Source organism: Ruegeria sp. BE9 (assembly GCF_056538765.1).
Window position 1 is genome coordinate 125,485 of record NZ_JBQFTS010000002.1, and the last position, 20,851, is coordinate 146,335.

19 protein-coding genes are annotated in these 20,851 nt (G+C 56.6%); 10 read left to right on the top strand and 9 right to left on the bottom strand.

Annotated elements, in window-relative coordinates; genetic code table 11:
* Genes urtC through urtE form a run of 3 tightly spaced genes read left to right on the top strand, consistent with a single transcriptional unit; the run spans position 1 to position 2,666 of the window.
* Complete coding sequence (gene urtC, locus ACR0EO_RS07305) at positions 1–1,230, top strand: urea ABC transporter permease subunit UrtC (RefSeq protein WP_480688461.1); 1,230 nt, start codon at positions 1–3, stop codon at positions 1,228–1,230.
* The gene (gene urtD / locus ACR0EO_RS07310; protein ID WP_480688463.1) at positions 1,227–1,967 is read left to right on the top strand and encodes an urea ABC transporter ATP-binding protein UrtD; all 741 of its coding nucleotides are present in this window, start codon (positions 1,227–1,229) and stop codon (positions 1,965–1,967) included. The genes urtC and urtD overlap by 4 nt, the downstream gene beginning before the upstream one ends.
* A 3-nt stretch (positions 1,968–1,970) precedes the next feature.
* Entirely contained in the window at positions 1,971–2,666 is a 696-nt protein-coding gene (gene urtE / locus ACR0EO_RS07315) for an urea ABC transporter ATP-binding subunit UrtE (protein WP_480688465.1), read from the top strand.
* 320 nt (positions 2,667–2,986) lie between these two features.
* Here urtE and gph read toward each other — a convergent pair whose 3' ends face one another.
* Entirely contained in the window at positions 2,987–3,646 is a 660-nt protein-coding gene (gene gph, locus ACR0EO_RS07320) for a phosphoglycolate phosphatase (RefSeq protein ID WP_480688467.1), read from the bottom strand.
* A gap of 224 nt (positions 3,647–3,870) precedes the next feature.
* On the opposite strand from gph, the gene hemP reads away from it, so the two are divergent.
* Both hemP and ACR0EO_RS07330 read left to right on the top strand, forming a co-directional pair.
* A complete protein-coding gene (gene hemP / locus ACR0EO_RS07325; protein ID WP_480688469.1) occupies positions 3,871–4,038 on the top strand; it encodes a hemin uptake protein HemP in 168 nt (55 codons plus the stop codon).
* The gene (locus ACR0EO_RS07330; RefSeq protein WP_480688471.1) at positions 4,035–4,511 is read left to right on the top strand and encodes a hypothetical protein; all 477 of its coding nucleotides are present in this window, start codon (positions 4,035–4,037) and stop codon (positions 4,509–4,511) included. The genes hemP and ACR0EO_RS07330 overlap by 4 nt, the downstream gene beginning before the upstream one ends.
* Before the next feature lie 55 nt (positions 4,512–4,566).
* On the opposite strand, the gene ACR0EO_RS07335 is transcribed toward ACR0EO_RS07330, so the two are convergent.
* The 7 genes from ACR0EO_RS07335 to ACR0EO_RS07365 form a co-directional block, all read right to left on the bottom strand.
* Positions 4,567–7,632 (bottom strand): aminotransferase class III-fold pyridoxal phosphate-dependent enzyme, encoded by a 3,066-nt coding sequence (locus ACR0EO_RS07335; protein WP_480688473.1) that lies wholly within the window; start codon positions 7,630–7,632, stop codon positions 4,567–4,569.
* Between the two features lie 106 nt (positions 7,633–7,738).
* Positions 7,739–8,611: an NAD(P)-dependent oxidoreductase gene (locus tag ACR0EO_RS07340; RefSeq protein WP_480688475.1), complete on the bottom strand. Its 873-nt coding sequence runs from the start codon at positions 8,609–8,611 to the stop codon at positions 7,739–7,741.
* Between the two features lie 100 nt (positions 8,612–8,711).
* A complete protein-coding gene (gene cueR, locus ACR0EO_RS07345; protein WP_480688477.1) occupies positions 8,712–9,101 on the bottom strand; it encodes a Cu(I)-responsive transcriptional regulator in 390 nt (129 codons plus the stop codon).
* Complete coding sequence (locus tag ACR0EO_RS07350) at positions 9,098–11,572, bottom strand: heavy metal translocating P-type ATPase (protein WP_480688479.1); 2,475 nt, start codon at positions 11,570–11,572, stop codon at positions 9,098–9,100. Before ACR0EO_RS07350 ends, cueR begins: the two co-directional genes overlap by 4 nt.
* A 94-nt stretch (positions 11,573–11,666) precedes the next feature.
* Positions 11,667–11,828 carry a hypothetical protein gene (locus ACR0EO_RS07355; protein WP_480688481.1) on the bottom strand — a complete coding sequence of 54 codons (162 nt, stop codon included), beginning with the start codon at positions 11,826–11,828 and terminating at the stop codon, positions 11,667–11,669.
* Between the two features lie 41 nt (positions 11,829–11,869).
* On the bottom strand, positions 11,870–12,496 hold the full coding sequence (locus ACR0EO_RS07360; RefSeq protein ID WP_480688483.1) for a pyridoxamine 5'-phosphate oxidase family protein: 627 nt from the start codon (positions 12,494–12,496) through the stop codon (positions 11,870–11,872).
* 12 nt (positions 12,497–12,508) lie between these two features.
* On the bottom strand, positions 12,509–12,973 hold the full coding sequence (locus tag ACR0EO_RS07365) for a nuclear transport factor 2 family protein (protein WP_480688485.1): 465 nt from the start codon (positions 12,971–12,973) through the stop codon (positions 12,509–12,511).
* A 301-nt stretch (positions 12,974–13,274) separates the two neighbouring features.
* Between ACR0EO_RS07365 and ACR0EO_RS07370 the strand changes: the two genes are divergently transcribed.
* Together ACR0EO_RS07370 and ACR0EO_RS07375 are read left to right on the top strand one after the other, a co-directional pair.
* A complete protein-coding gene (locus ACR0EO_RS07370) occupies positions 13,275–13,841 on the top strand; it encodes a TetR/AcrR family transcriptional regulator (RefSeq protein ID WP_480688487.1) in 567 nt (188 codons plus the stop codon).
* 105 nt (positions 13,842–13,946) lie between these two features.
* Positions 13,947–15,104 carry an acyl-CoA dehydrogenase family protein gene (locus ACR0EO_RS07375; protein ID WP_480688489.1) on the top strand — a complete coding sequence of 386 codons (1,158 nt, stop codon included), beginning with the start codon at positions 13,947–13,949 and terminating at the stop codon, positions 15,102–15,104.
* A gap of 153 nt (positions 15,105–15,257) precedes the next feature.
* On the opposite strand, the gene ACR0EO_RS07380 is transcribed toward ACR0EO_RS07375, so the two are convergent.
* Positions 15,258–16,151 (bottom strand): LysR substrate-binding domain-containing protein, encoded by an 894-nt coding sequence (locus tag ACR0EO_RS07380; RefSeq protein ID WP_480688491.1) that lies wholly within the window; start codon positions 16,149–16,151, stop codon positions 15,258–15,260.
* 162 nt (positions 16,152–16,313) lie between these two features.
* Here ACR0EO_RS07380 and ACR0EO_RS07385 point away from each other — a divergent pair, with 162 nt between their 5' ends.
* The 3 genes from ACR0EO_RS07385 (at position 16,314) to ACR0EO_RS07395 (ending at position 20,850) form a co-directional block, all read left to right on the top strand.
* Positions 16,314–18,506, top strand: coding sequence for a dehydrogenase E1 component subunit alpha/beta (locus ACR0EO_RS07385; RefSeq protein WP_480689734.1), 2,193 nt, complete (start codon positions 16,314–16,316; stop codon positions 18,504–18,506).
* Positions 18,503–19,537 carry an ACP S-malonyltransferase gene (locus tag ACR0EO_RS07390; protein ID WP_480688492.1) on the top strand — a complete coding sequence of 345 codons (1,035 nt, stop codon included), beginning with the start codon at positions 18,503–18,505 and terminating at the stop codon, positions 19,535–19,537. The genes ACR0EO_RS07385 and ACR0EO_RS07390 overlap by 4 nt, the downstream gene beginning before the upstream one ends.
* Before the next feature lie 101 nt (positions 19,538–19,638).
* On the top strand, positions 19,639–20,850 hold the full coding sequence (locus ACR0EO_RS07395) for an NAD(P)/FAD-dependent oxidoreductase (protein ID WP_480689736.1): 1,212 nt from the start codon (positions 19,639–19,641) through the stop codon (positions 20,848–20,850).
* The last annotated feature ends 1 nt before the right edge of the window (position 20,851 follow it).

A 20,851-nucleotide genomic window follows, 5' to 3' on the forward strand; every position in this document is an offset into this window, starting at 1 on the left:
ATGGAACGCAGCTTTGTTGCCAAAAACCCCTCGGTGTTGGTCTTTCTGACCATCCTGTCGCTGTTCACACTGGGCGTGACCGTCCTGTCCGAAGGGTTCGGGATTGGCGTGATCTCGACCAGTTTCGTCAAGACGCTGGGCAAGACTTTGTGCCTTTGCCTTATCGCCGTGGCAATGGATCTGGTCTGGGGTTTCACGGGCATCCTGTCCCTCGGCCATTTCGCCTTTTTCGGGCTGGGCGGCTACATGATAGGCATGTGGCTGATGTATGAGCGCACCCGCCTGATCGTCGTCGAGTCGCTGTCGCAAGCCGAAATCCCACCTACGCCTAACGAGGTTGTGGACGCTATCGGCACTCAGATTTTTGGCGTAGTCGGGTCATCAGATTTCCCGTTGATCTGGGCGTTTTCCCACAGCCTGACACTGCAACTGGCACTGGTTGTACTGGTGCCGGGTCTTCTGGCGTTGATCTTCGGCTGGCTGGCGTTCCGCAGCCGGGTCACGGGCGTTTACCTGTCGATCCTAACGCAGGCGATGACCTTGGCGCTGGCGCTGTATCTGTTCCAGAACGACAGTGGTTTGCGTGGCAACAATGGCCTGTCCGGTTTGCAGAACCTACCAGGTGTCACGGCTTCGCAAGACATGGTGTCGATATGGTTCCTCTGGGCCTCGGCACTGGCCTTGGGGCTGGGCTACATGCTGGCGGCGTGGATCGTGTCGGGCAAGTTCGGCTCGGTCATCCGCGGTATTCGCGATAACGAGGCGCGGGTGCGCTTCCTCGGATACTCGGTCGAGGTCTACAAGCTGGCCGTCTTTACCCTTACCGCTTGCATCTCAGCCATCGCGGGCGCGCTCTACTACCCACAGGCGGGCATCATCAACCCCGAGGAAATGGCCCCCATCGCCTCGATCTACCTTGCCGTTTGGGTCGCCATCGGTGGGCGTGGGCGTCTATATGGCGCGGTCATCGGTGCGGCCTTTGTCAGCTTGCTCAGCACATGGTTCACTGGCGGACAGGCTCCGGATATCCCGCTGGGCTTCTACACGGTCAAATGGGTCGACTGGTGGCAGGTGCTGCTGGGCGTTTCCTTCGTGCTGGTCACTCTGTTCGCACCGCAAGGCATCGGAGGGCTGTTCGATCTGTGGACCAACCGTCGCCACCCGAATCGCCACGGTGCCAACCTGGGACCCGATGATGGCGCCCTGCGTGAGAAGGAGGCGGTTGAATGAGCACTCTGTTAGAGGTCAGCGGCGTTTCAGTCACTTTCGATGGGTTCCGGGCTATCAACAATCTGTCTTTTCAAATCGGTCAGGCCGAACTACGCGCGGTGATTGGTCCGAATGGGGCGGGCAAAACGACCTTCATGGACATCGTTACGGGTAAAACCCGTCCTGACGAGGGTCGCGTAATTTGGGGCGAAAAGTCCGTGTCCCTTTTGAAGATGAGTGAGGCCAAGATCGCTCAAGCTGGAATAGGGCGGAAGTTCCAGAAGCCAACCGTGTTCGAAGACCAGACCGTGCAGGAAAATTTGCTGATGGCCCTCAAGAACAAGCGCGGTTGGCTGGGCGTTTTGTTTTATCGACCCTCAGCTGGGGATCTGGAAAAAGTCGAGGAACTGGCCGCCGAGATCGGCCTAAAGGACGAGCTGACACGAAAGTCAGGCGAGCTTAGCCACGGCCAGAAGCAATGGCTTGAGATTGGGATGCTGCTGGCACAGGAACCCCGTCTTTTGTTGGTGGATGAACCCGCCGCCGGGATGACGCCGCAAGAGCGCGAGCATACGACCGACCTGCTGGTGCAAGCAGCCAAGACCCGCGCTGTCGTGGTCGTCGAGCACGATATGGAATTCGTCCGCCGACTGAACTGCAAGGTCACCGTGCTGCACGAAGGTGCGGTTTTGGCAGAGGGTTCTTTGGACCACGTGACATCAAATCAGGACGTCATCGACGTCTATCTGGGGCGCTGACCAATGCTGACTCTGAACGACCTGACCCTGCACTACGGGCACTCACAAATCCTCTACGGAATTTCTATGGAGGCAGCGCAAGGCGAGGTGACCTGTGTGATGGGCACCAATGGTGTAGGCAAAACCAGCTTGATCAAGGCCATCTCGGGCACACATCCGCGCTCGGGTGGAGAAGTGGTCCTGAATGGTGAAGAGTTGGGCATACTTCAGGCGCACCGCATGGCGTGGAAAGGGGTGGCCTATGTCCCTCAGGGGCGCGAGATCTTTCCGCTGTTGACAGTACGTGAAAACCTGGAAACCGGCTTTGCCTGCCTGCCGTCTGCTGAGCACTTTATACCGGACGAGATTTTCGAGCTGTTCCCGGTACTCAAGAAAATGCAGAACCGGCGCGGTGGGGATCTTTCGGGTGGGCAGCAACAGCAATTGGCCATTGCGCGGGCCTTGATCACCAAGCCGCGGCTACTGTTGCTGGACGAGCCCACCGAAGGCATTCAGCCCAACATCATCCAGCAGATTGGAGAGGTCATAAAACACCTCAGATCCCAAGGTGAGATGGCAATTGTTCTGGTCGAGCAGTACTTCGATTTTGCATACGAACTAGCTGATAGATTCGTCGTGTTGCGCCGGGGCGAGGTTATGATGAGCGGCACCAAAGGCGAGCTGTCGCGGGACCAGGTTCTGCAGGGTGTTACAGTCTGAACTCTGACATGGGTTAAACGTGCCTAAATAGGCCGTCAGCTTCTGCCGGATTTGTCCGTGGCTCCTAGGGTCAGCGGGGTCTGCTGGTCCCGTCAATGAACTAATTCACAAAAAGCTTGAAAAAAGTTCTCGTAAATTCAATGCGATCCGGGGGCCTACGGGAAACCCCCAATACCTCAACCTGGACCGATTCATTAAAGGTTAATGCGTTGAGTGAGACATTTTGGATTATACCACTTTTCCCCTGTGAGGGGCTGGCTACTTACCCCCTCTGCCGGCCCCTCAAACTTTTCTGAGCTGCCGCCTCACCGGGAAACGATCTACACTTCCAATAGCTGCCTGACCAATTTCGGAAGATCAGATGACGCGTCATAGCTGACCGTATGAGGTATCTCGTCGACCGGTGACTTCCTGTAGCCTTTGGTAAACAGCAAAAACGGAACTTGCGCGCGTTGGGCTGTTTCGGCGTCCACTTCGCTGTCACCGACAAATAAACGCGGTCCGGCCTCAGCGACGGCAACAAAGCTCGCCTCTAGATGCGCGGGATCGGGCTTGCGGGTATTCAGGCTGTCCCCACCGAGAACGGCATCGAAATGATGTGACAAACCCATCGCCTCAAGCACATGTCGGGCGGGTTCTTCGGGCTTGTTAGTGCAGACGCCTAAAACACAGCCCATTTGGCGCAATTGACTCAATGCCTGAGACACGCCTGGGTAGACGACCGTCTGATCGCTGGATCCAGCGTTGTAGTGCGCCAGAGTTTTCCGAGACAGGTCCGCATGTGCGTCCATCGATAAGTCGCAATGGTTGATCACCCGCTCGACCAACTTGGGCAGGCCGTTGCCCACAAATTTCTGTACCGTGTCCTGCGGTAGCGGGTTAAGCCCCTCACCTTTCAGCATTTTATTCACGGCGGCGGCAAGGTCCGGAAGGCTGTCCACCAAGGTTCCATCCAGATCGAACATGATTGTTGCGCTCATCTCATACCCCGCGTGCCCAAATATCTGTGCAAGTCGTATCGCGCCCAAAAGAGCAACGCAATGACGCCGAAGGCAGGCACAACCTGGGCGGGGGTTGACATACCTGACTAAATTGATCAGATTAACGGAGGAGACAGTCAGCCAACCCTGATCCGGGTCAGCCAGATACATTAAAAAGCGAACAGAAAACGGCCTTTCGCCCGAGAACCTCTGGAGTTGTCCTGATGAATGTGCAGAACTCAAATCCCAGCCAATCCTACGCAGTGTCCATGCTTCCGGCTCATAAGGCCGAGGATCTGACCAAGGGGGGCAATCTGGCCCATATTGAACTTGGCGACCAACTTTACACATTGCGCATCACCCGCGCCGGCAAGCTGATTCTTACAAAATGAGCGCGCCGAACTCTCGTGGCGGGGCGGCCGTCGGTCGCCTGTCCGATCTAAGCCCGGTTGAGGCAGGGGCGGTTATGTATCTGCGTCTATGGGGCGATGGCCCCAGCGGACGTTCGGATGCCGCCAGCGATTTTGAGATCGCTCTGGGAGCAGATAGTGGACGTGCTGCGATGCTGACTCTGGACCGCTTGTGCTCGCTTTGCGCGAACTACGGACGACGCCCTTTAATTCGCCATGGGTTGGGATGTTCGTGTCTGGGTGCAGACGAAAACTGTTTTGCCCAGATGATCGCGTCCGCAGCAGAAGGTGCCCGTGAGGATGCCATGATGATGGCCTCTTTGATTGTGCGGCCGGATTTCGCTCCTGCGTTGGCAGCGCTGTCCGAGGAGCTGGGTCTGGCGTTGCGCAGAATGACCACATCCATTCCCCTGCCTTCAACAGGCCACCAAACCCCTGTGACCGTGTTGCACTAAGCAACACGTACACACCCAAGAGGCCCCGGCACCCCCATGCCGGGGCTTCGTTGTTTCAGCAGCACCCACACCCTGCGTGATGATGGTCATGATCGCAGGCAGAGGCAGGGGCATAGTCACCCACTTCCCCTAGCACTTCCCTGAGTGCCCACAGGATCATGTCAACATCCTCGGCCTCAATGGTTAGCGGTGGTCGAATCTTTAGGATGTTGTCCTTTGGGCCTTCGCTGCCGATCAGGATGCGATGATCGCGCATCCGGTTCTTAACGTACTTGCAGATCTCGGTGCCTTCCGAACCGTCGGGGTTGATCAGCTCGACCCCGAGAAACAGCCCCATCCCGCGTACGTCGCCGACGCAGCCAATGTCAGCCTCAATCTGGCGCAACCCGTCCATCAGACGCGTGCCCATGATCCGGGCATTTTCCTGAAGCCCTTCGTCGTCAACGATATCCAGAACTTCTTTGCCAATACGGCAGGACAGGGTCGACCCTCCGAAAGTCGAAAAGAACTCGATCCCGTTATCAAAGCTTTTGGCGATCTCTTTGGTGGTGACTAGAACGCCCAGCGGATGACCGTTGCCAATTGGTTTGCCCATCACAACGATGTCCGGCAGTGCGCCTTGGTGCTCAAAACCAAAGTAGTAGTCGCCCAAACGGCCCAAGCCGGTCTGCACCTCATCCGCGATGCAAACGCCGCCCGCAGCGCGGATTTTCTCATAGACCGCCGGAAGGTAACCTTTGGGCGGAATGATCTGCCCGCCGACCGAAGGGAAGGTCTCGGCGATGAAACCTGCGACGCCTTGGCCTTTGTCTTGTAGAGCCGCAATTGCGGGATCAACCAGATCCGCGTATTTCTGCGCGCGATCAGGGTCGTTTCGTTTGAACGAACCACGATAATCGTCTGCAACCTCAACCAGTTCGACCCAGTCGGCCTGACCAATGCCGCCGGGCTTATTGAACTTGTAGGCTGAAATCGCGACAGCCGCGTTGGTGTTGCCGTGATAGCCGTGATCGGGCGTCACGATGCCTTTGGCCCCGGTGTGCGCACGCGCCAGTCGCAAGGCCAGTTCGTTTGCTTCTGTGCCAGAGTTTACAAAGAAGCAAACATCGAAATGGTCTGGTAGTTTAGACAGCACCTTGTCAGCAAATGCTGTCTGTGCCGGATGCAGGTAGCGTGTGTTCGAGTTCATCCGTTTTAGCTGATCGGCTGCAACGGCCTGAATGCGGGGATGTGCGTGGCCTACGTGCGGCACGTTGTTATATGCGTCCAGATAAGGGCGACCCCACTCGTCGAACAAATGGTGCTTCCAGCCACGTACCAGCATGACCGGATCGTCATAAGTCAGGCTGAGGTTACCACCGAAATGGTCGTGCCGTCCCTGCAGAATCGCCAGCTTGTCAGTGGGCTGATAGAACACCTTGTCGTCCGGAAGGTTCAAAAGAGCTGCCGGGTTAGGGCAAACGGCGTGCCACAGTTCCAATTCGTCCGGATCACCAACACCGGGCCAATCGGATTGCATCCCGTCCGTGGTGAGTGCCAGTTGGAAATGCACGTGTGGGGCCCAACCGCCATTCTGGCTGGCGTCGCCCAGTCGGGCAAAGGCCGCACCCTGTGCCACCGGGTCGCCCGGTTTCAGTCGATCACAAACCTCGGGGTCCAGATGACCATAGAGGGTATAGAAAGGATCTCCTTCGGGGGTTTCGTGATGAAGGATCACCACACCGCCGTAATCCAGATGGGCGTCCCGGTTCTCGACAGCTTCGACCCGGCCGCTCATCGGGGCATGCAGAATTGTTCCCGCAGGTGCAAAAACATCCACTGCCAGATGGACGGTGCGTCGATCCGATGCTTTCCACGGACCTTTTCGGAACCCTGGCTCTGCGTAAATCAGGCGAGGTTCGTTGTAGTAACCAAGCCAAAGGCCTTCGCCGAACTCTTCACCCACGCGTGCCGCCTCGGACAGGGGCATTTCGAATGGATTCTGCGGCCAGGTAGAGTTTTCAACCGAAAGCGATCCCATCGGGACGTCGCTCAGGTCTTGCTCGAACATCTGTGCAAACTGTCCCCGATGCTCGGTCAGGTAGGCGTGAATCCGGTTGGCCCCGTCGGTCACAGGCAGCCCGCATGCGGTCCGAAGCCGTGCTGACATCAAGCCGCCATTAACTGATTCATTTTCAAAGAACCGCCACGCTGGGGCTTGGCTGATCGTCACATACGGATCATCAGGGTTCTCAACAGCCATCAAGGTCGAGTTCACAACTGACACCGCCAGACGCATTCTCAGCAAAGGCCAGATCAGATCGATCTCATCAGCGCGCAGCTTGTTTACGGCGTGATAGCCCTGAACCAGAGACACCAGCGCGCGTTCTGGTTTGGGGTGGTCCAGCACAATGTATGCGCCGGCAATCGCAAGGTCACACACGCGCGGCGCGGCGCACATGTCGCCCAGATCAATCAGCCCGGAAACAGTCTGGCGCTGATCCAAACCACCCTCAACGAGGATGTTGTAGTCATTAGCGTCGTTGTGGATCGCTTGCTTTGGCAATCCAGAAAGATGATCCGAGATTGCTGCAAAATCTTCGCAGATTTCAGCCACCAGAGCGCGGCGTGCAGGGTCGGAAATCGCATCCAGGCTTTCCGCAACCCATGCAGCCTGCGTCAGATCCCATTTGAAATCTGTCCGATGAAGTCCTTGGTGTGAAAACTGTTCCAAGGCTCGATCTGTTGCACCTAGAATTCGGCCCAGTTTCAGGATCAGCTCTTCTGACTTGGGGGCGGCTTTGGCATAGCACTGGCCGGGCAGGCACTCGAGCAGCCAAGCAAGTCGCATATCGCCTTGTTGGTCAGCGATCTCTGGCAACATTGCACCGTTCAGGTCTGGGAATACCTTGGGAAATGGCAGCCCCGGGGCCTGAGCCGCGACATGAGCCAGAGCTTTGACCTGGAGGTCAACAAATTCGGCTTCGCAGCCAGCGCGCATAACCTTTAGTACGTAATCCTGACCGTTCTTGGCCCGAACCATGAAGTTCAGATCGTATTCACCGTCCAGCCGTTCCAGGCGCGCTTCGAGGCCCCAGTTCCGGTTCAGAGCCTCCTCCCAATATGCAATCATGTCACTCATGCGAACCTCTGCCCAATAGTCACGATGATCCTCTTCATCTGGCCAAAATTTCCTCAGGGATGAATTGGCCCATCGGGCCAAGAGGGGGCGGACAGCCCCTTACTCTTCAATCTAAATCGCGCAACCGTTTGAACAGCGAAGACGTGTCCCAACGTCCGCCGCCCAGTTTCTGCACGTCTTTGTAGAATTGATCGACCAACGCAGTCACCGGTAGGGACGCTCCGGTCTCGTTCGCGGTGTTCAGGCAGATGCCCAAGTCCTTGCGCATCCAGTCGACCGCGAAACCATGATCGAAATGATCATCCAGCATGGTCTCGTAGCGATTTGCCATCTGCCAGCTGCCCGCCGCGCCTTGGCTGATTACCTCAACGACGGCGCGACCATCCAACCCCGCCTTTTCGGCAAAATGCAACGCTTCGCTAAGACCCTGTACCAGACCGGCAATCGCTATCTGATTGCACATCTTGGTCATTTGCCCAGCGCCGCTGTCGCCGATACGACGGCAGATTTTGGAGTAGACCTGCATAATCGGCTCGGCTGCATCATAGGCCGCTTGATCGCCACCACACATGATCGACAAGACGCCATTCTCGGCACCAGCCTGACCACCTGAGATAGGAGCGTCAACGAATGCGATTCCCTTGTTCTGACCCGCTTCGTAAAGTTCGCGGGTCACCTTGGCTGAAACGGTAGTATGATCGACGAAAACAGCGCCCTCGGACATGCCGTGAAAGGCGCCGTCCTCACCCGTGCAGACCATACGAAGGTCGTCATCATTGCCAACGCAGGCCATCACGAACTCGGCACCCTTGGCGGCTTCGTTTGGTGTAGTGGCCATTGCGCCGCCATGCTCTGCGACCCACGCTTCGGCTTTGGCGGCGGTACGGTTGTAAACAGTGACCTCATGACCCGCGGCCTGAAGGTGGCCGGCCATTGGATAGCCCATTACGCCCAGGCCCAGAAATGCAACTTTTGCCATTTGATGATCCCCTCTGCTGTCCTGCGGCACCTAAATAGATCAGCAGGCCGGAATGTTTGGCAGAGACAAAGCAAAGCTGCGCCCAAAGGGCAACCCCACGCTAGGACTTACCGCCCAAATCCTGCAATATCGGACAATCGGGCCTGTCATCGCCCGCGCAGGCGTCAATCAAATGGCCCAACGTATCGCGCATAGCGTTGAGATCGGCGATTTTGGCCTCGATCTGGACCAGGTGCGCCCGCGCGACCTTTTTTACATCTGCGCTGGCGCGTGTTTCGTCCTCGTAAAGCGCCATCAGGGTTCGGCAATCCTCGATCGTGAAACCCAGTGCGCGTGCCCGCCCCAGAAAATTCAGCTTATGAACGTCCTGTTCGCGAAACCTGCGATAGCCGTTGTCATCGCGCAGCGGTTTGATCAGCCCAATATCTTCATAATACCGGATAGTTTTTGAAGGCAGACCAGTTTGCGCAGCTACGTCACCGATGTTCATGATGTCACCGCCTGTGGTGTTTGTCCTTTTGTCGGTGTGTGAAAGCTGGCCCGGACGCGGCGCAGCCGCAGTGCGTTCGAGACGACAAAGACGCTCGACAACGCCATAGCGCCAGCGGCAAGGGCAGGGGACAGCAGGTGCCCGCTAAACGGATACAGAACCCCAGCTGCGACCGGAATCAGAAGGATGTTGTACCCAAAGGCCCAGCCGAGATTCTGCCGGATATTGCGCATTGTCTTGCGGCTTATCTCGACCGCATTCGCAACCCCGCGCAGGTCGCCGGACATCAGCACGACGTCAGCGGTTTCTATCGCCACGTCGGTGCCTGTCCCTATGGCAACACCAATATCCGCAGCGGCCAGAGCAGGGGCATCGTTGATGCCGTCACCCACAAAAGCAAGCGTGCCGAATTGGTCCCGCAATGCATTTATTGCGGCAAGTTTCCCATCCGGGAGAACTTCGGCGGTGACATGGTCGATGCCGAGCGTATTGGCTAGGGCCTGCGCCGTGCGAGCGTTGTCGCCGGTCACCATTGCCAGTTTCAGCCCCATGTCGTGTAACCGCTCCAGAGCTTGCCGGGTGCCGGGTTTGATTGGATCAGAGACGGTCAGCAGCGCAGCCGCCTGACCGTCGATGGCTACGAACAAGGGGGTTGCGCCTTCGCTGGCGCTGCGATCCGCTTCGGGTGTCAGATCTGCGAGGTTGATCCCGTTCTGTTGCATCAGTCGAGGGGAGCCAATCAACACGCTGCGACCTTCGACCTTTGCCCTAACACCCAAGCCTGTCAGTGACTCAAAGTCCGACAGTGAGGGAAGGTCATTTGGTCCAGCCCGCGTAATCGCCGTTGCGATTGGGTGCTCTGATTGCGCCTCTACCGCTGCAGCCAACCGCAGGACTTCGGCGCGGTCGAATCCATTCACGGTTGTCACGTTCTCCAATTCAGGCCGCCCTAAAGTCAGAGTTCCAGTCTTGTCGAGCGCAACCACTTTGGCCTGCTGCAATTGTTGCAGCGCATCACCCTTGCGAAACAGAACGCCCAGTTCTGCTGCGCGTCCGGTCCCCACCATGATCGACGTGGGTGTCGCAAGACCCATTGCGCACGGGCAGGCAATAATCAGCACAGAAACCCCGGTGACAAGCGCCATTGGCAGCGCGGGTGCGGGTCCAAAGATCAGCCAGACCGCGATAGTGGTCAGAGCGACGGCGATGACAGCGGGTACGAACCAACCGGTTATCCGGTCAACCAGCCCCTGAATTGGCAATTTGGCACCTTGTGCCTGTTCAACCATCTGAATGACTTGCGCCAGAACGGTGTCGGCGCCAACCCGAGTGGCGCGCACACGCAGCGCGCCGGTTCCATTAACAGTACCGCCAACAACCTGATCAGAGGGCGATTTTCCAATGGGCACGGGCTCCCCGGTGATCATGCTCTCATCAACATAAGAGGTGCCGTCCAGTACCTCGGCATCAACCGGAACGCGCTCTCCGGGGCGGATCTGGAGGACATCTCCGACAAGGATTTCAGCGATCGGGCGGTCCACAAAAGTTCCGTCCGATTCTACCCGCGCTGTTTTGGGCTGCAGTCCAACCAACTTTCGGATTGCGGCACCGGTTTTCCCTTTGGCCCGGGCTTCCAAAAGGCGACCCAAAAGGATGAGGACAACAATAACTGAAGCAGCTTCGAAATAGACATTTGCACTGCCTTGGGGCAGGACGTCTGGGGCAAAAGTCGCAATGACTGAGAACAGGTACGCCGCACCCGTACCCATGGCGACCAGAGCGTTCATATCTGGCGAGCCCCTCAACAAAGAAGGGATGCCCTTTGCGTAGAAAACCCGTCCGGGTCCGATCAAAAGGACCGAGGTCAGGGCAAATTGGATTAATTGGCTGGTGTGTAAGCCAATGGTTGCATGCACCCAATGGTGGAAGGCGGGGATCATGTGCCCGCCCATTTCCAACACAAACACAGGCAGTGCCAAGGCCGCCGCAAACAGAGTTTTCCGGGTCAGGGCATGAGCTTCGTCTGATTTGTCGGTTTGGTTGTCATCTGTACCATCCGCCACGCGTGCGGGGTAGCCTGCATCTTTGCAGGCGCGTGCCAAGGCGCTGGGATCGGTGGCGCCGTCAAGGAAGGTGATAGTTGCGTTTTCTGTAGCAAGGTTGACCTGTGCGTCTACAACGGCCGGATCGGCAGACAGAATGCGTTCAATCTTGCCCACGCAAGAGGCGCAGTTCATTCCGCTGATTTTCAGGGTCGTCTGGCGCGTGGCTGCGGGATAGCCGACTTTGCTTAGGGCATCAGCCAGGCCCCGCACGGTTCCATCATGTGTAACCTGCGCAGTTTCGGTTGCAAAATTGACCGACGCATCGAGCACCCCGGGAACGTCACGCAAGGCCGTTTCGACCCGCCCAACGCAGGACGCGCACCCCATGCCGGTAATCTTCATTTGGATTGTCTGCGGAGTAGCCATTCGACTCATCCTGTTGTGAATTTACCAACTAGATGAGGGTTCCAGTGACGGGAAGGTCAAGGGGGCCGCATGAGGTTTTTCAGGAATTGCGAGTTTATCCGTTCGAAAACTGCTGCAGAAGCAAAGAGTCATACAAAGCAGGAGGCGAAGTCCGAACGGCTTCAGGTGAGGCAAAAAAGGCGAACATTAGGGCGGCGACAAACAAAACAGCGCCAACAAGGCAGGTAACGACAACATTCAGTGTAATCCGTAACATCTAAATACTCCTTGTTTCAGGCTATGAATTTGTGGGCAAAGTCAGCCTTTGGACAGTTTTGCCAGCTCCTGCTTCAACTGCTCGTTTTCAGCCTGAAGCTGGGCCATTTGTTGCCCCAGCTTGTTCAGGTGCGGGCGCAGCTCGGCCTCGGTAAAGCGGGGGGTAATGTGGCGCGGGCAATTCCAATCCAACGCTTCGACTCGGATGATCGCTGCGCGTTCGGCGGGAGCGTCGGCACCATCTGGATACAACGTTGTTGCTGCGGCCTCGCCCTCAGTAAACTCCACCCGCCCCAGTATCTTGAGGCGCCTTTGGTTGGCATAATCCATGAGGATCATTGCGATCCGGTCGTTTCCGTCCAGGTTCCCACGCGAAATGTATTGTTTATTGCCCGAGAAATCGGCGTAACCGAGGGTTCTCGGTCCAAGAACTTTCAAAAATCCAACTGGCCCGCCGCGATACTGCACGTAGGGCCAGCCTGTTTCCGACACCGTGGATTGGTAAAACCCGTCACGGGATTCAATGAACGCTTTTTCTGTGGGGCCGATCTCGTGACCCTGTTTTGGACCTGTCTCAATGAACTTGGCGTATGTCTTTGCAGAACCCATCCTCTCCTGATGGGCACGGACGGCTGGGGTAAACGTCAGTTCGGAAAAAGCGCGGGGCATTTCGTGTCCTCTCTAAAGACCAAGATCGGATAGGCCTGGATGATCATCCGGACGGGGGCCCTGAGGCCAATGAAATAGGCGATCGGCCTCGCCAATTGGCAGATCGTTAAGCGAGGCATGTCGTTTAGCCATCCGTCCATCTTCGGCGAATTCCCAGTTCTCGTTGCCGTAAGACCGAAACCACTGGCCGCTGTCATCTCTCCACTCATAAGCGTAACGCACTGCGATGCGATTTCCCGAGAAGGCCCAAAGCTCTTTGATCAGGCGGTAGTCCAGCTCTTTGCGCCATTTGCGCGTCAGAAAGGCATGGATCTCCGTGTGACCAGATAGAAACTCAGCTCGATTTCTCCATTGACTGTCCTCTGTATAGGCGGGTGTCACCAGATCCGCGTCACGGCTGTTCCATGCGTTCTCTGCCATGCGAACCTTTTGCGCAGCAGTTTCCGGATTGAAGGGGGGCAAAGGGGGGCGGCTCATTCGGGGGTCTTTCAGGCTAAGGAGGCTGCAATCAGCGCGAGGGTCAAAAGTAAGGGGACGTACTGGGGTGAAAATGGGCTGGTTCGACGTCTCATGTGATCGCTCCAAGGTTTACTGATCGGTACATCTTGTGTTGAATGTGTACTGATCGGTAAACTATTTCAAGGGCCTTTTTAAATTTGAGGGTAATCACACGGAAAATTCACTGATGAAGTTCAGCAAAATAAGGGTTTGAGTGGCCGATCTTGTTGTTTCGACTTACTCACATTATGTACTGATCTGTACGCTATGGAGCCGAATCATGCGCCCAAACAAACGTGACGAGCTTGTCCGCAAAGCTCTGAAGGTCTTTTACCAAGGCGGATTTCACGCGACCGGCATGGACAAGCTGGTGGCGGAAACGGGTGTGTCCAAAACCTCTATGTACAAACACTTCCGCACCAAGGAAGAGTTGATACTGGCCGCCTTGCGGCTGCGGGATGAGAATTTTCGGAACTGGTTCGTGCGCCGTATGGAGGAGCTGGCTGATACTCCGACCGATCAGCTAATCGTCAGTTTCGACGTGCTGGGAGAGTGGTTTGAAGAAGACGGTTTCCGCGGGTGCATGTTTATCAAAGCCGGGGCCGAGTATCAGGAACAGGATCATCCCATCCATGTTCAGGCTGCCGAGCATAAACGTTTGCTTCTTGACTACTTTACAGATCTGGCTCGCCAAACCGGTGCTCATGACCCAGAAGCGCTGGCCCGACAGATTATGCTGTTGCAGGAAGGTGCAATCGTGACGGCTGTTCTTCTCAAAAACTGCGATCCGGCCCGGGACGGGAAAGAGGCCGCGAAGGTCTTGCTGAGCAACGCGTTGGCTCGATAGCGGCTTATCACCTCAAAAGGACGTTGCGTAGCATCTCTCTCAGCGGATTGGATTGCTGAAAGTCCAAAGCTACTCTCAGCTTAAATCTAAAAGGGAGGAGCTGGGATGTCGCTGTTTACCACTACGGCCAGTTGGGTAACGGAAGAACACCAGATGTTCGCTGAGATGGCGAACCGGTTTATGCACGATGAGTTGGAACCCAATCTGGAGCGGTGGAACGACAATGGTGTCGTCGACCGCGAGTTCTGGCGCAAAGCCGGCGACATGGGTTTGATGGCCGGTGCAATTCCCGAGGCATATGGAGGCGTTGGCGGCAGTGTGAGTTTCGATGCCGTGACCATGTATGCGCAGGCTTCTCATGGGGACTCGGGGTGGGGATACGCTATTCAGTCGATCGTTATCCACTACATCACGAACTACGGCAACGAAGACCAAAAGCAAAAGTGGCTCCCCAAGCTTGCGACCGGTGAGATGGTGGGGGCGCTTGCGATGACTGAGCCGGGGACGGGGTCGGACGTGCAGTCTATCAGAACAACTGCAGATAAAGACGGCAACTCCTATCGTTTGAACGGGTCCAAAATTTTCATCACCAATGGGCAATCTGCGGATCTGATTTTGGTTGCCAGCAAGACAGATAAAACTCTGGGATCAAAAGGCGTTTCGCTGATTGCTGTTGAGACCAACGGAACGGAAGGTTTCCGAAAGGGGCGCAACCTTAAGAAGCTGGGTATGAAAGCTAACGACACAGCCGAGCTGTTCTTTGAAGATGTCAAAGTGCCGATGACCAACTTGATTGGCCCCGAAGAAGGCCAAGGTTTTTATCAGATGATGAACCAGCTTCCTTGGGAGCGTCTGACAATCGGTATCGGAGCGCTTGGTGCGATTGACTTTGCAATTGCTGAAACAGTCAAATACACACAGGAACGCAAGGCCTTTGGTCAGCGAGTGATGGACTTTCAGAATACGCGTTTCAAGCTGGCAGAGTGCAAGACCAAGGCAGAAGTCCTACGCAGCTTTGTGAACGACTGCATCGGGCAGTTGGAAGCTGGTACGTTGGATGCCTCTACCGCGTCGATGGTCAAGTATTGGGGTTCCGAAGTGCAGAACGAGGTCATGCACGAGTGCCTGCAACTTTTTGGCGGCTATGGCTTCATGATGGAGTACCCAATTGCCCGCCTCTATGCCGATGCGCGCGTGCAGATGATCTACGGCGGTACAAATGAAATCATGAAAGAACTCATTGCTCGTTCGTTGGACAAGTAACTCTCCCGCCCGTCGTTGAAGTTTCTGGTGAAACATCTCCTCCCGTTGGGCCAGGCAGGCGCGGACGCAGTCCGCGCCTGCCTGGCCCGCTGCCGTCCGCAGGACGCAAGGCCCAAGGCCGCGCAGATGAACAGCCGCCTTTAGCTCTCTGGTTCAGCTTGTCGTTTTGATTTGGTCGCTCAGCCAGTTCCTGAAGGATCTCAGTGGTTCTGATTCTGCGCGAGACTGCGGCCATACCAGATAGAACTCTCCCAAGCTTACTCCTGGACCGTGCCAGGCTCGAACCAGCCGCCCGGTGCGAAGATCTTCGTCGACCAGATAGCTTGGTAGAAGTGCAACACCCAAACCATGAACAGTGGCCTGCCCCATAGTCGAGAACTGGTCGAACAACATTCCGCGAATGCCAGAAGCATCTTGTCCCTGCGTCGCGAACCATCTCTCCCACGCGTCGGGTCGTGTTTCGAGATGAAGTAATGGGGCCTTGAGCAGCCATTCTATATCATCTGCGTTTTCTGGCAGGAGTTCCGGTGCACAAACCGGCAATACGACTTCTTGCATAATCGGGAGGTAATTAACCCCGGCCCAGTCGCGTTGTCCAAAGTGTATTGCGGCATCGAATTGTTCGTTTTCGAAATCAAATGGCCTCAGGCGTGTATTCAGGTTCACGCTCACTTCGGGATGGCGACGGGCAAAGTCTTGAAGTCGTGGGGCCAACCAGTGCATTCCAAACGCAGGCAGTATGGACAGGTGTAATGATCCGCCCGTTGGATTGGCTTTGAGTTTCAGCGATGCCTGCGCAAGCTGATTCAGCGCCGTGCGCGCGACCTCGACATATTCTTTTGCCGCTGGTGTCAGGTGCAGGCGCATCTGGCTGCGCTGGATCAGTGTAACCCCCAATTGCTCTTCCATCGACTTGAGTTGTCGGCTGATTGCGCTCTGAGTCAGTGACAACTCTTCTGCTGCGGCCGATGCGCTGCCGAGGCGATCAACGGCTTCAAGCGCCAGCAACGAGGGGATCGAGGGCAGAAATCGGCGGGGGGCGATCATATGATAATTCCTCATACCTTTCGGACGGAATATCACTGGCATTTGCGATGCGCCAGATCGATAAAATAACGGGTTTTTCTTTTGGGTAACCAGCTGAAGGCTTGCATGGTATCCAAAAACGAAACCGCCATACTGAAATTTGAGAAGACCGGGGAAAACGCAATGGATCGCGCCCAGATCGTTCACGAAAATTTCCTGACACGAGTTGCAGAGCGCGACTTTCCTCAGGGTGCGCCCCCGAAAAAGGGTCTAAGCGATACGGATGCAGTTTCGCTGTTCCGGTCGCAGGTCTTGAGCCGGGCGTTAGACCGGACCAGCCGGGCGATGCAAAAAGCCGGGCAAGGATTCTATACGATCGGATCGTCAGGGCATGAGGGTATGGCCGCAGTCGCCCATGCGTTGCGTCCCACAGACATCGCCTTTCTACACTACCGCGATGCCGCGTTTCAGATCGCCCGTGCCGAACAGGTGCCGGGCCAGCAAATCGCCTGGGACATGTTGCTAAGCTTTGCATGCTCGAAAGAAGACCCAACTTCGGGCGGACGTCACAAGGTTTTGGGATCAAAGGCACTGATGATCCCACCGCAAACCTCAACCATTGCAAGCCATCTGCCCAAGGCCGTGGGCGCAGCTTACAGCCTTGGCGCGGCTCGGCGCCACGACCCTGAGCATCGCGAGTTGCCCGAAGATGGGATCGCAATGTGTTCGTTTGGTGATGCCTCGGCCAACCACTCGACAGCGCAGGGTGCGATAAACACGGCGGGTTGGACCAGTGTGCAGTCGACGCCTTTGCCGCTGTTGTTCGTGTGCGAGGATAATGGGATCGGCATTTCGGTCAAAACGCCGAAAGGCTGGATACAGGCCTCGATGGAGCACCGCCCGGGTATCAAGTATTTCCAGGCCAACGGGTTGGACATCTACGAAACGTTTGCTGTGGCACAAGAGGCAGCCGACTATGTGCGGACCCGCCGCAAGCCGGCGTTTTTGCACTTGAAGACGGTGCGCCTCTATGGCCACGCCGGCGCGGATGTCCCGACTACCTATTTGCCAAAATCCGAGGTCGAGGCAGACGAGGCAAACGACCCCTTGTTGCACTCGGTGCGTCTGCTGGATCAGGCTGGCGCTTTGTCTCCGGATCAAGCTTTGAAAATTTTCGAAGACACCTGCGCCCGTACTGATCGGGTTGCAGCTGAGGCCGCAGCGCGGCCGCATCTGTCAAACGCCGCCGAGGTTATGGCGAGTCTCATACCGCCGAAACGCTCGTGCAAGCCGACCAACGGTCCTAGTGCGGAAGAGCGTAAAACTGTCTTTGGCGGCGACATGCGCGCGATGGGTGAACCCCAACCCATGAGCCGTTTGATCAACTGGGCGCTGACCGATCTTATGCTTGAGCATGGCGAGGTCGTCTGCATGGGCGAAGACGTGGGGCGCAAGGGCGGCGTCTATGGCGTGACGCAAAAGCTGCAGCAGCGTTTTGGTCCTGACCGGGTGATTGATACGTTGCTGGACGAACAGTCCATTCTGGGTCTTGCAATCGGCATGGGGCATAACGGGTTTGTGCCGATCCCCGAAATTCAGTTTCTGGCGTATCTGCACAATGCCGAGGACCAGATTCGAGGAGAGGCCGCGACCCTTCCATTCTTCTCGAACGGACAATTCACGAACCCAATGGTGCTGAGGATAGCCGGTCTTGGGTATCAAAAGGGTTTTGGTGGGCATTTCCATAACGACAACTCTTTGGCCGTGCTGCGCGACATTCCGGGGGTGATTATTGCGTGTCCGTCAAACGGGTCGGATGCGGCGCAGATGTTGCGTGAATGTGTGCGGTTGGCGCGAGAAGAGCAGCGGGTCGTGGTATTCCTTGAGCCGATCGCGCTTTATCCCATGCGTGACCTGCACGAGGCGCAGGATGCCGGGTGGATGACGACCTACCCGTCCCCTGATCAAAGTATTGCTCTGGGTGAGGTCGGCGTTCATGGCGAAGGAACTGATTTGGCAATCGTGACTTATGGCAATGGGCACTACTTATCGAAGCAGGCTTTGCCCGAGTTGAAAGCAGCCGGTCTCAAGACACGTGTAATCGACATGCGATGGCTGGCGCCGTTACCTGTTGAAGCGCTGCGCGAGGCCACCAAGGGTTGTAAACATATCCTCATCGTCGATGAATGCCGTCGTACCGGTAGCCAGTCAGAAGCCCTGATGACTTTGTTTGCCGAAGATGCCGGCGATGCCCCAATTGCCCGCGTAGTTGCCGAAGATTGTTTCATAGCAACGGGTCCGGCCTACGCCGCGCCGTTGCCTTCGAAAGACGGCATTGTCGCCGCCGCGCTAAAATTGACCGGAGCCCGCTCATGACCCGTACCGCTGTTGTGATCTGCCCCGGACGTGGCACCTATAACAAACCCGAGCTGGGTTATCTGCACCGCCACCACGCTGATCGGATGCAGATGTTTGGTAATTTCGATGCCATCCGCGCAGAGATGGGCCAAGAGGCGGTTACTGCCTTGGATGGCGCTGGCCGATACACGGTCAGCAAGTATTCGCGTGGCGATGTGGCTTCGCCTCTGATCTATGCGGCGTCTCTGGCTGATGCTCAGGTGTTGGCGGACGATATAGAAGTGGTGGCAGTCACCGGAAACTCGATGGGTTGGTACATCGCGCTCGCTGCCGGAGGGGCGCTGTCGCCCGAGAACGGTTTTCGCGTTGTGAACACGATGGGAACGCTGATGCAGGATCATCTGATTGGCGGTCAGCTTGTGTATCCGTTTACAGATGAAAGCTGGAAAAATGACCCTGTTCGCAGGGCTGAGCTGCTGGCCGATATTGCGCGGATCAATTCGATCGAAGGCAATGACCTCGCGTTGTCGATTGATCTGGGTGGTATGCTTGTTTTGGCCGGCAACGAAGATGGGTTGAAGGCGTTTGAGGCTGCATGGCCAACGGTGCAAGAACGTTTTCCGATGCGGTTGGCAAACCACGCGGCGTTCCACACCGCGTTGCAATCCCCCGTCGCGGCAGAGGGGCGCGCAAAGCTTGGTGCTGAACTCTTTAACCAGCCGGCCCAACCGCTCATCGACGGGCGGGGTAAGATCTGGTGGCCCGGTGCGACGGACACTGAGGCTTTGTGGGATTATACTCTGGGTCATCAGGTGACCGAGACTTATGACTTTACCCGCGCAGTCCAAACGGCAGCACGCGAATTTGCGCCGGATCTGTTTATCGTCACCGGCCCCGGGGCCACACTTAGCGGCGCTGTGGCGCAATCGCTGGTATTGTCCGATTGGCGCGGCATGAGCGACAAGGCAGCATTTCAGGCAGAGCAAGATGCAAACCCTTTTCTGATCGCCATGGGGCGTGAGGATCAAAGGGCGCTTGCAACCGGTTGAGCCCGCGCCGTATTGGTCTGCCAAACTTCAAGGAGCCTGAATTGAGCGACCACGAACAGTCCCTCTGGCTACAAACCTGCCGCGAGCATGTGGACAGCCCTATGCTGACCCGAAACGTCGTCGTTGACTTGGCTGTCATCGGCGGTGGTTACACAGGCTGCTCTGCGGCTTTAACGGCTGCGCAGGCAGGGGCATCTGTCTGTGTTCTTGAAGCAAAAGAGATTGGGCACGGAGGCTCTGGCCGTAACGTTGGCCTGGCCAACGCAGGTCTTTGGGTGCCGCCCTCCGAGATTCGAGCCCACCTTGGGGATGAGGCAGGTGATCGCCTGATTGACCTTTTGGCCGGAGCGCCCGCCGAGGTATTTGATCTAATCGATACCCACGAACTCGCATGTGAGCCAGTTCGCAACGGCACTTTGCATTGCGCGCATTCCACCGCCGGTTTTCGCGATCTGCAAACACGCCATGCTCAGCTCAGCGAGGCAGGGGCGCCGGTTGAGCTTTTGTCAGCGGACCAAGCGGGTCAACGCACCGGTAGTGCAGCATTTCACGGGGCTTTGTTCGACCCACGCGCCGGGACGATCCAGCCCTTGGGCTACGTTCGCGGTCTGGCTCGTGTGGCTCGTGAAAAAGGCGCATTGATACACGCGCAAAGCCCGGTTCAATCGATGCGACGCGACGGTGAGGCGTGGCTGTTGGAAACACCGCAAGGTTTGGTTCGGGCCAAATCGGTGATTCAGGCGACGAATGCTTACCATTACGGCTTGGCCGAAACCGCACCAGAGTATGTGCCGGTCTATTACTTCCAGTATGCCACTGCCCCTTTGTCCGACAATCTGCGGGCCAGTCTGCTGCCGGGTAGGGAAGGGTGCTGGGACACTGGGCTGATCATGACATCCTTTCGCTTGGATCAGGAAGGGCGTTTTATTCTGGGCGCGATGGGAGATCTCGGTCACGTGGGCAGCAAAAGTCATCGTGATTGGATTAAACGGAAGCTGCCCGAGCTTTATCCGCAGCTTGCCGATCAGCCTTTGACCCAGGGATGGCATGGACGGATCGCCATGACCTCGGATCACATTCCGAAAATAACGCAGATCGGGCCTAACGCTCTTTCGATTCACGGATATTCGGGGCGTGGGATCGGGCCGGGAACGGTGTTCGGCCGTCTAGCAGCACAAAGCCTTTTGCAAAACGATCTGGAACTGCTGCCTGTTCCGGCGGTTGAGGCTTATAGCGAAAGATGGACACGCTTGCGCCGCGCCTATTTCGAAACAGGCGCAGCGCTGACGCATTTTGTCAAAGCAAGGTTTTGAC

Bases quoted from the DNA above. Each gene is read 5' to 3' on its own strand.
- ACR0EO_RS07355 (WP_480688481.1), bottom strand. From the start codon at position 11,828: ATGTTACGGATTACACTGAATGTTGTCGTTACCTGCCTTGTTGGCGCT.
- ACR0EO_RS07370 (WP_480688487.1), top strand. From the start codon at position 13,275: ATGCGCCCAAACAAACGTGACGAGCTTGTCCGCAAAGCTCTGAAGGTC.
- ACR0EO_RS07350 (WP_480688479.1), bottom strand. From the start codon at position 11,572: ATGGCTACTCCGCAGACAATCCAAATGAAGATTACCGGCATGGGGTGC.
- cueR (WP_480688477.1), bottom strand. From the start codon at position 9,101: ATGAACATCGGTGACGTAGCTGCGCAAACTGGTCTGCCTTCAAAAACT.
- ACR0EO_RS07340 (WP_480688475.1), bottom strand. From the start codon at position 8,611: ATGGCAAAAGTTGCATTTCTGGGCCTGGGCGTAATGGGCTATCCAATG.
- ACR0EO_RS07360 (WP_480688483.1), bottom strand. From the start codon at position 12,496: ATGCCCCGCGCTTTTTCCGAACTGACGTTTACCCCAGCCGTCCGTGCC.
- urtE (WP_480688465.1), top strand. From the start codon at position 1,971: ATGCTGACTCTGAACGACCTGACCCTGCACTACGGGCACTCACAAATC.
- ACR0EO_RS07365 (WP_480688485.1), bottom strand. From the start codon at position 12,973: ATGAGCCGCCCCCCTTTGCCCCCCTTCAATCCGGAAACTGCTGCGCAA.
- gph (WP_480688467.1), bottom strand. From the start codon at position 3,646: ATGAGCGCAACAATCATGTTCGATCTGGATGGAACCTTGGTGGACAGC.
- ACR0EO_RS07335 (WP_480688473.1), bottom strand. From the start codon at position 7,632: ATGAGTGACATGATTGCATATTGGGAGGAGGCTCTGAACCGGAACTGG.
- hemP (WP_480688469.1), top strand. From the start codon at position 3,871: ATGAATGTGCAGAACTCAAATCCCAGCCAATCCTACGCAGTGTCCATG.
- ACR0EO_RS07390 (WP_480688492.1), top strand. From the start codon at position 18,503: ATGACCCGTACCGCTGTTGTGATCTGCCCCGGACGTGGCACCTATAAC.
- ACR0EO_RS07375 (WP_480688489.1), top strand. From the start codon at position 13,947: ATGTCGCTGTTTACCACTACGGCCAGTTGGGTAACGGAAGAACACCAG.
- urtD (WP_480688463.1), top strand. From the start codon at position 1,227: ATGAGCACTCTGTTAGAGGTCAGCGGCGTTTCAGTCACTTTCGATGGG.
- ACR0EO_RS07380 (WP_480688491.1), bottom strand. From the start codon at position 16,151: ATGATCGCCCCCCGCCGATTTCTGCCCTCGATCCCCTCGTTGCTGGCG.
- ACR0EO_RS07395 (WP_480689736.1), top strand. From the start codon at position 19,639: ATGCTGACCCGAAACGTCGTCGTTGACTTGGCTGTCATCGGCGGTGGT.
- ACR0EO_RS07385 (WP_480689734.1), top strand. From the start codon at position 16,314: ATGGATCGCGCCCAGATCGTTCACGAAAATTTCCTGACACGAGTTGCA.
- urtC (WP_480688461.1), top strand. From the start codon at position 1: ATGGAACGCAGCTTTGTTGCCAAAAACCCCTCGGTGTTGGTCTTTCTG.
- ACR0EO_RS07330 (WP_480688471.1), top strand. From the start codon at position 4,035: ATGAGCGCGCCGAACTCTCGTGGCGGGGCGGCCGTCGGTCGCCTGTCC.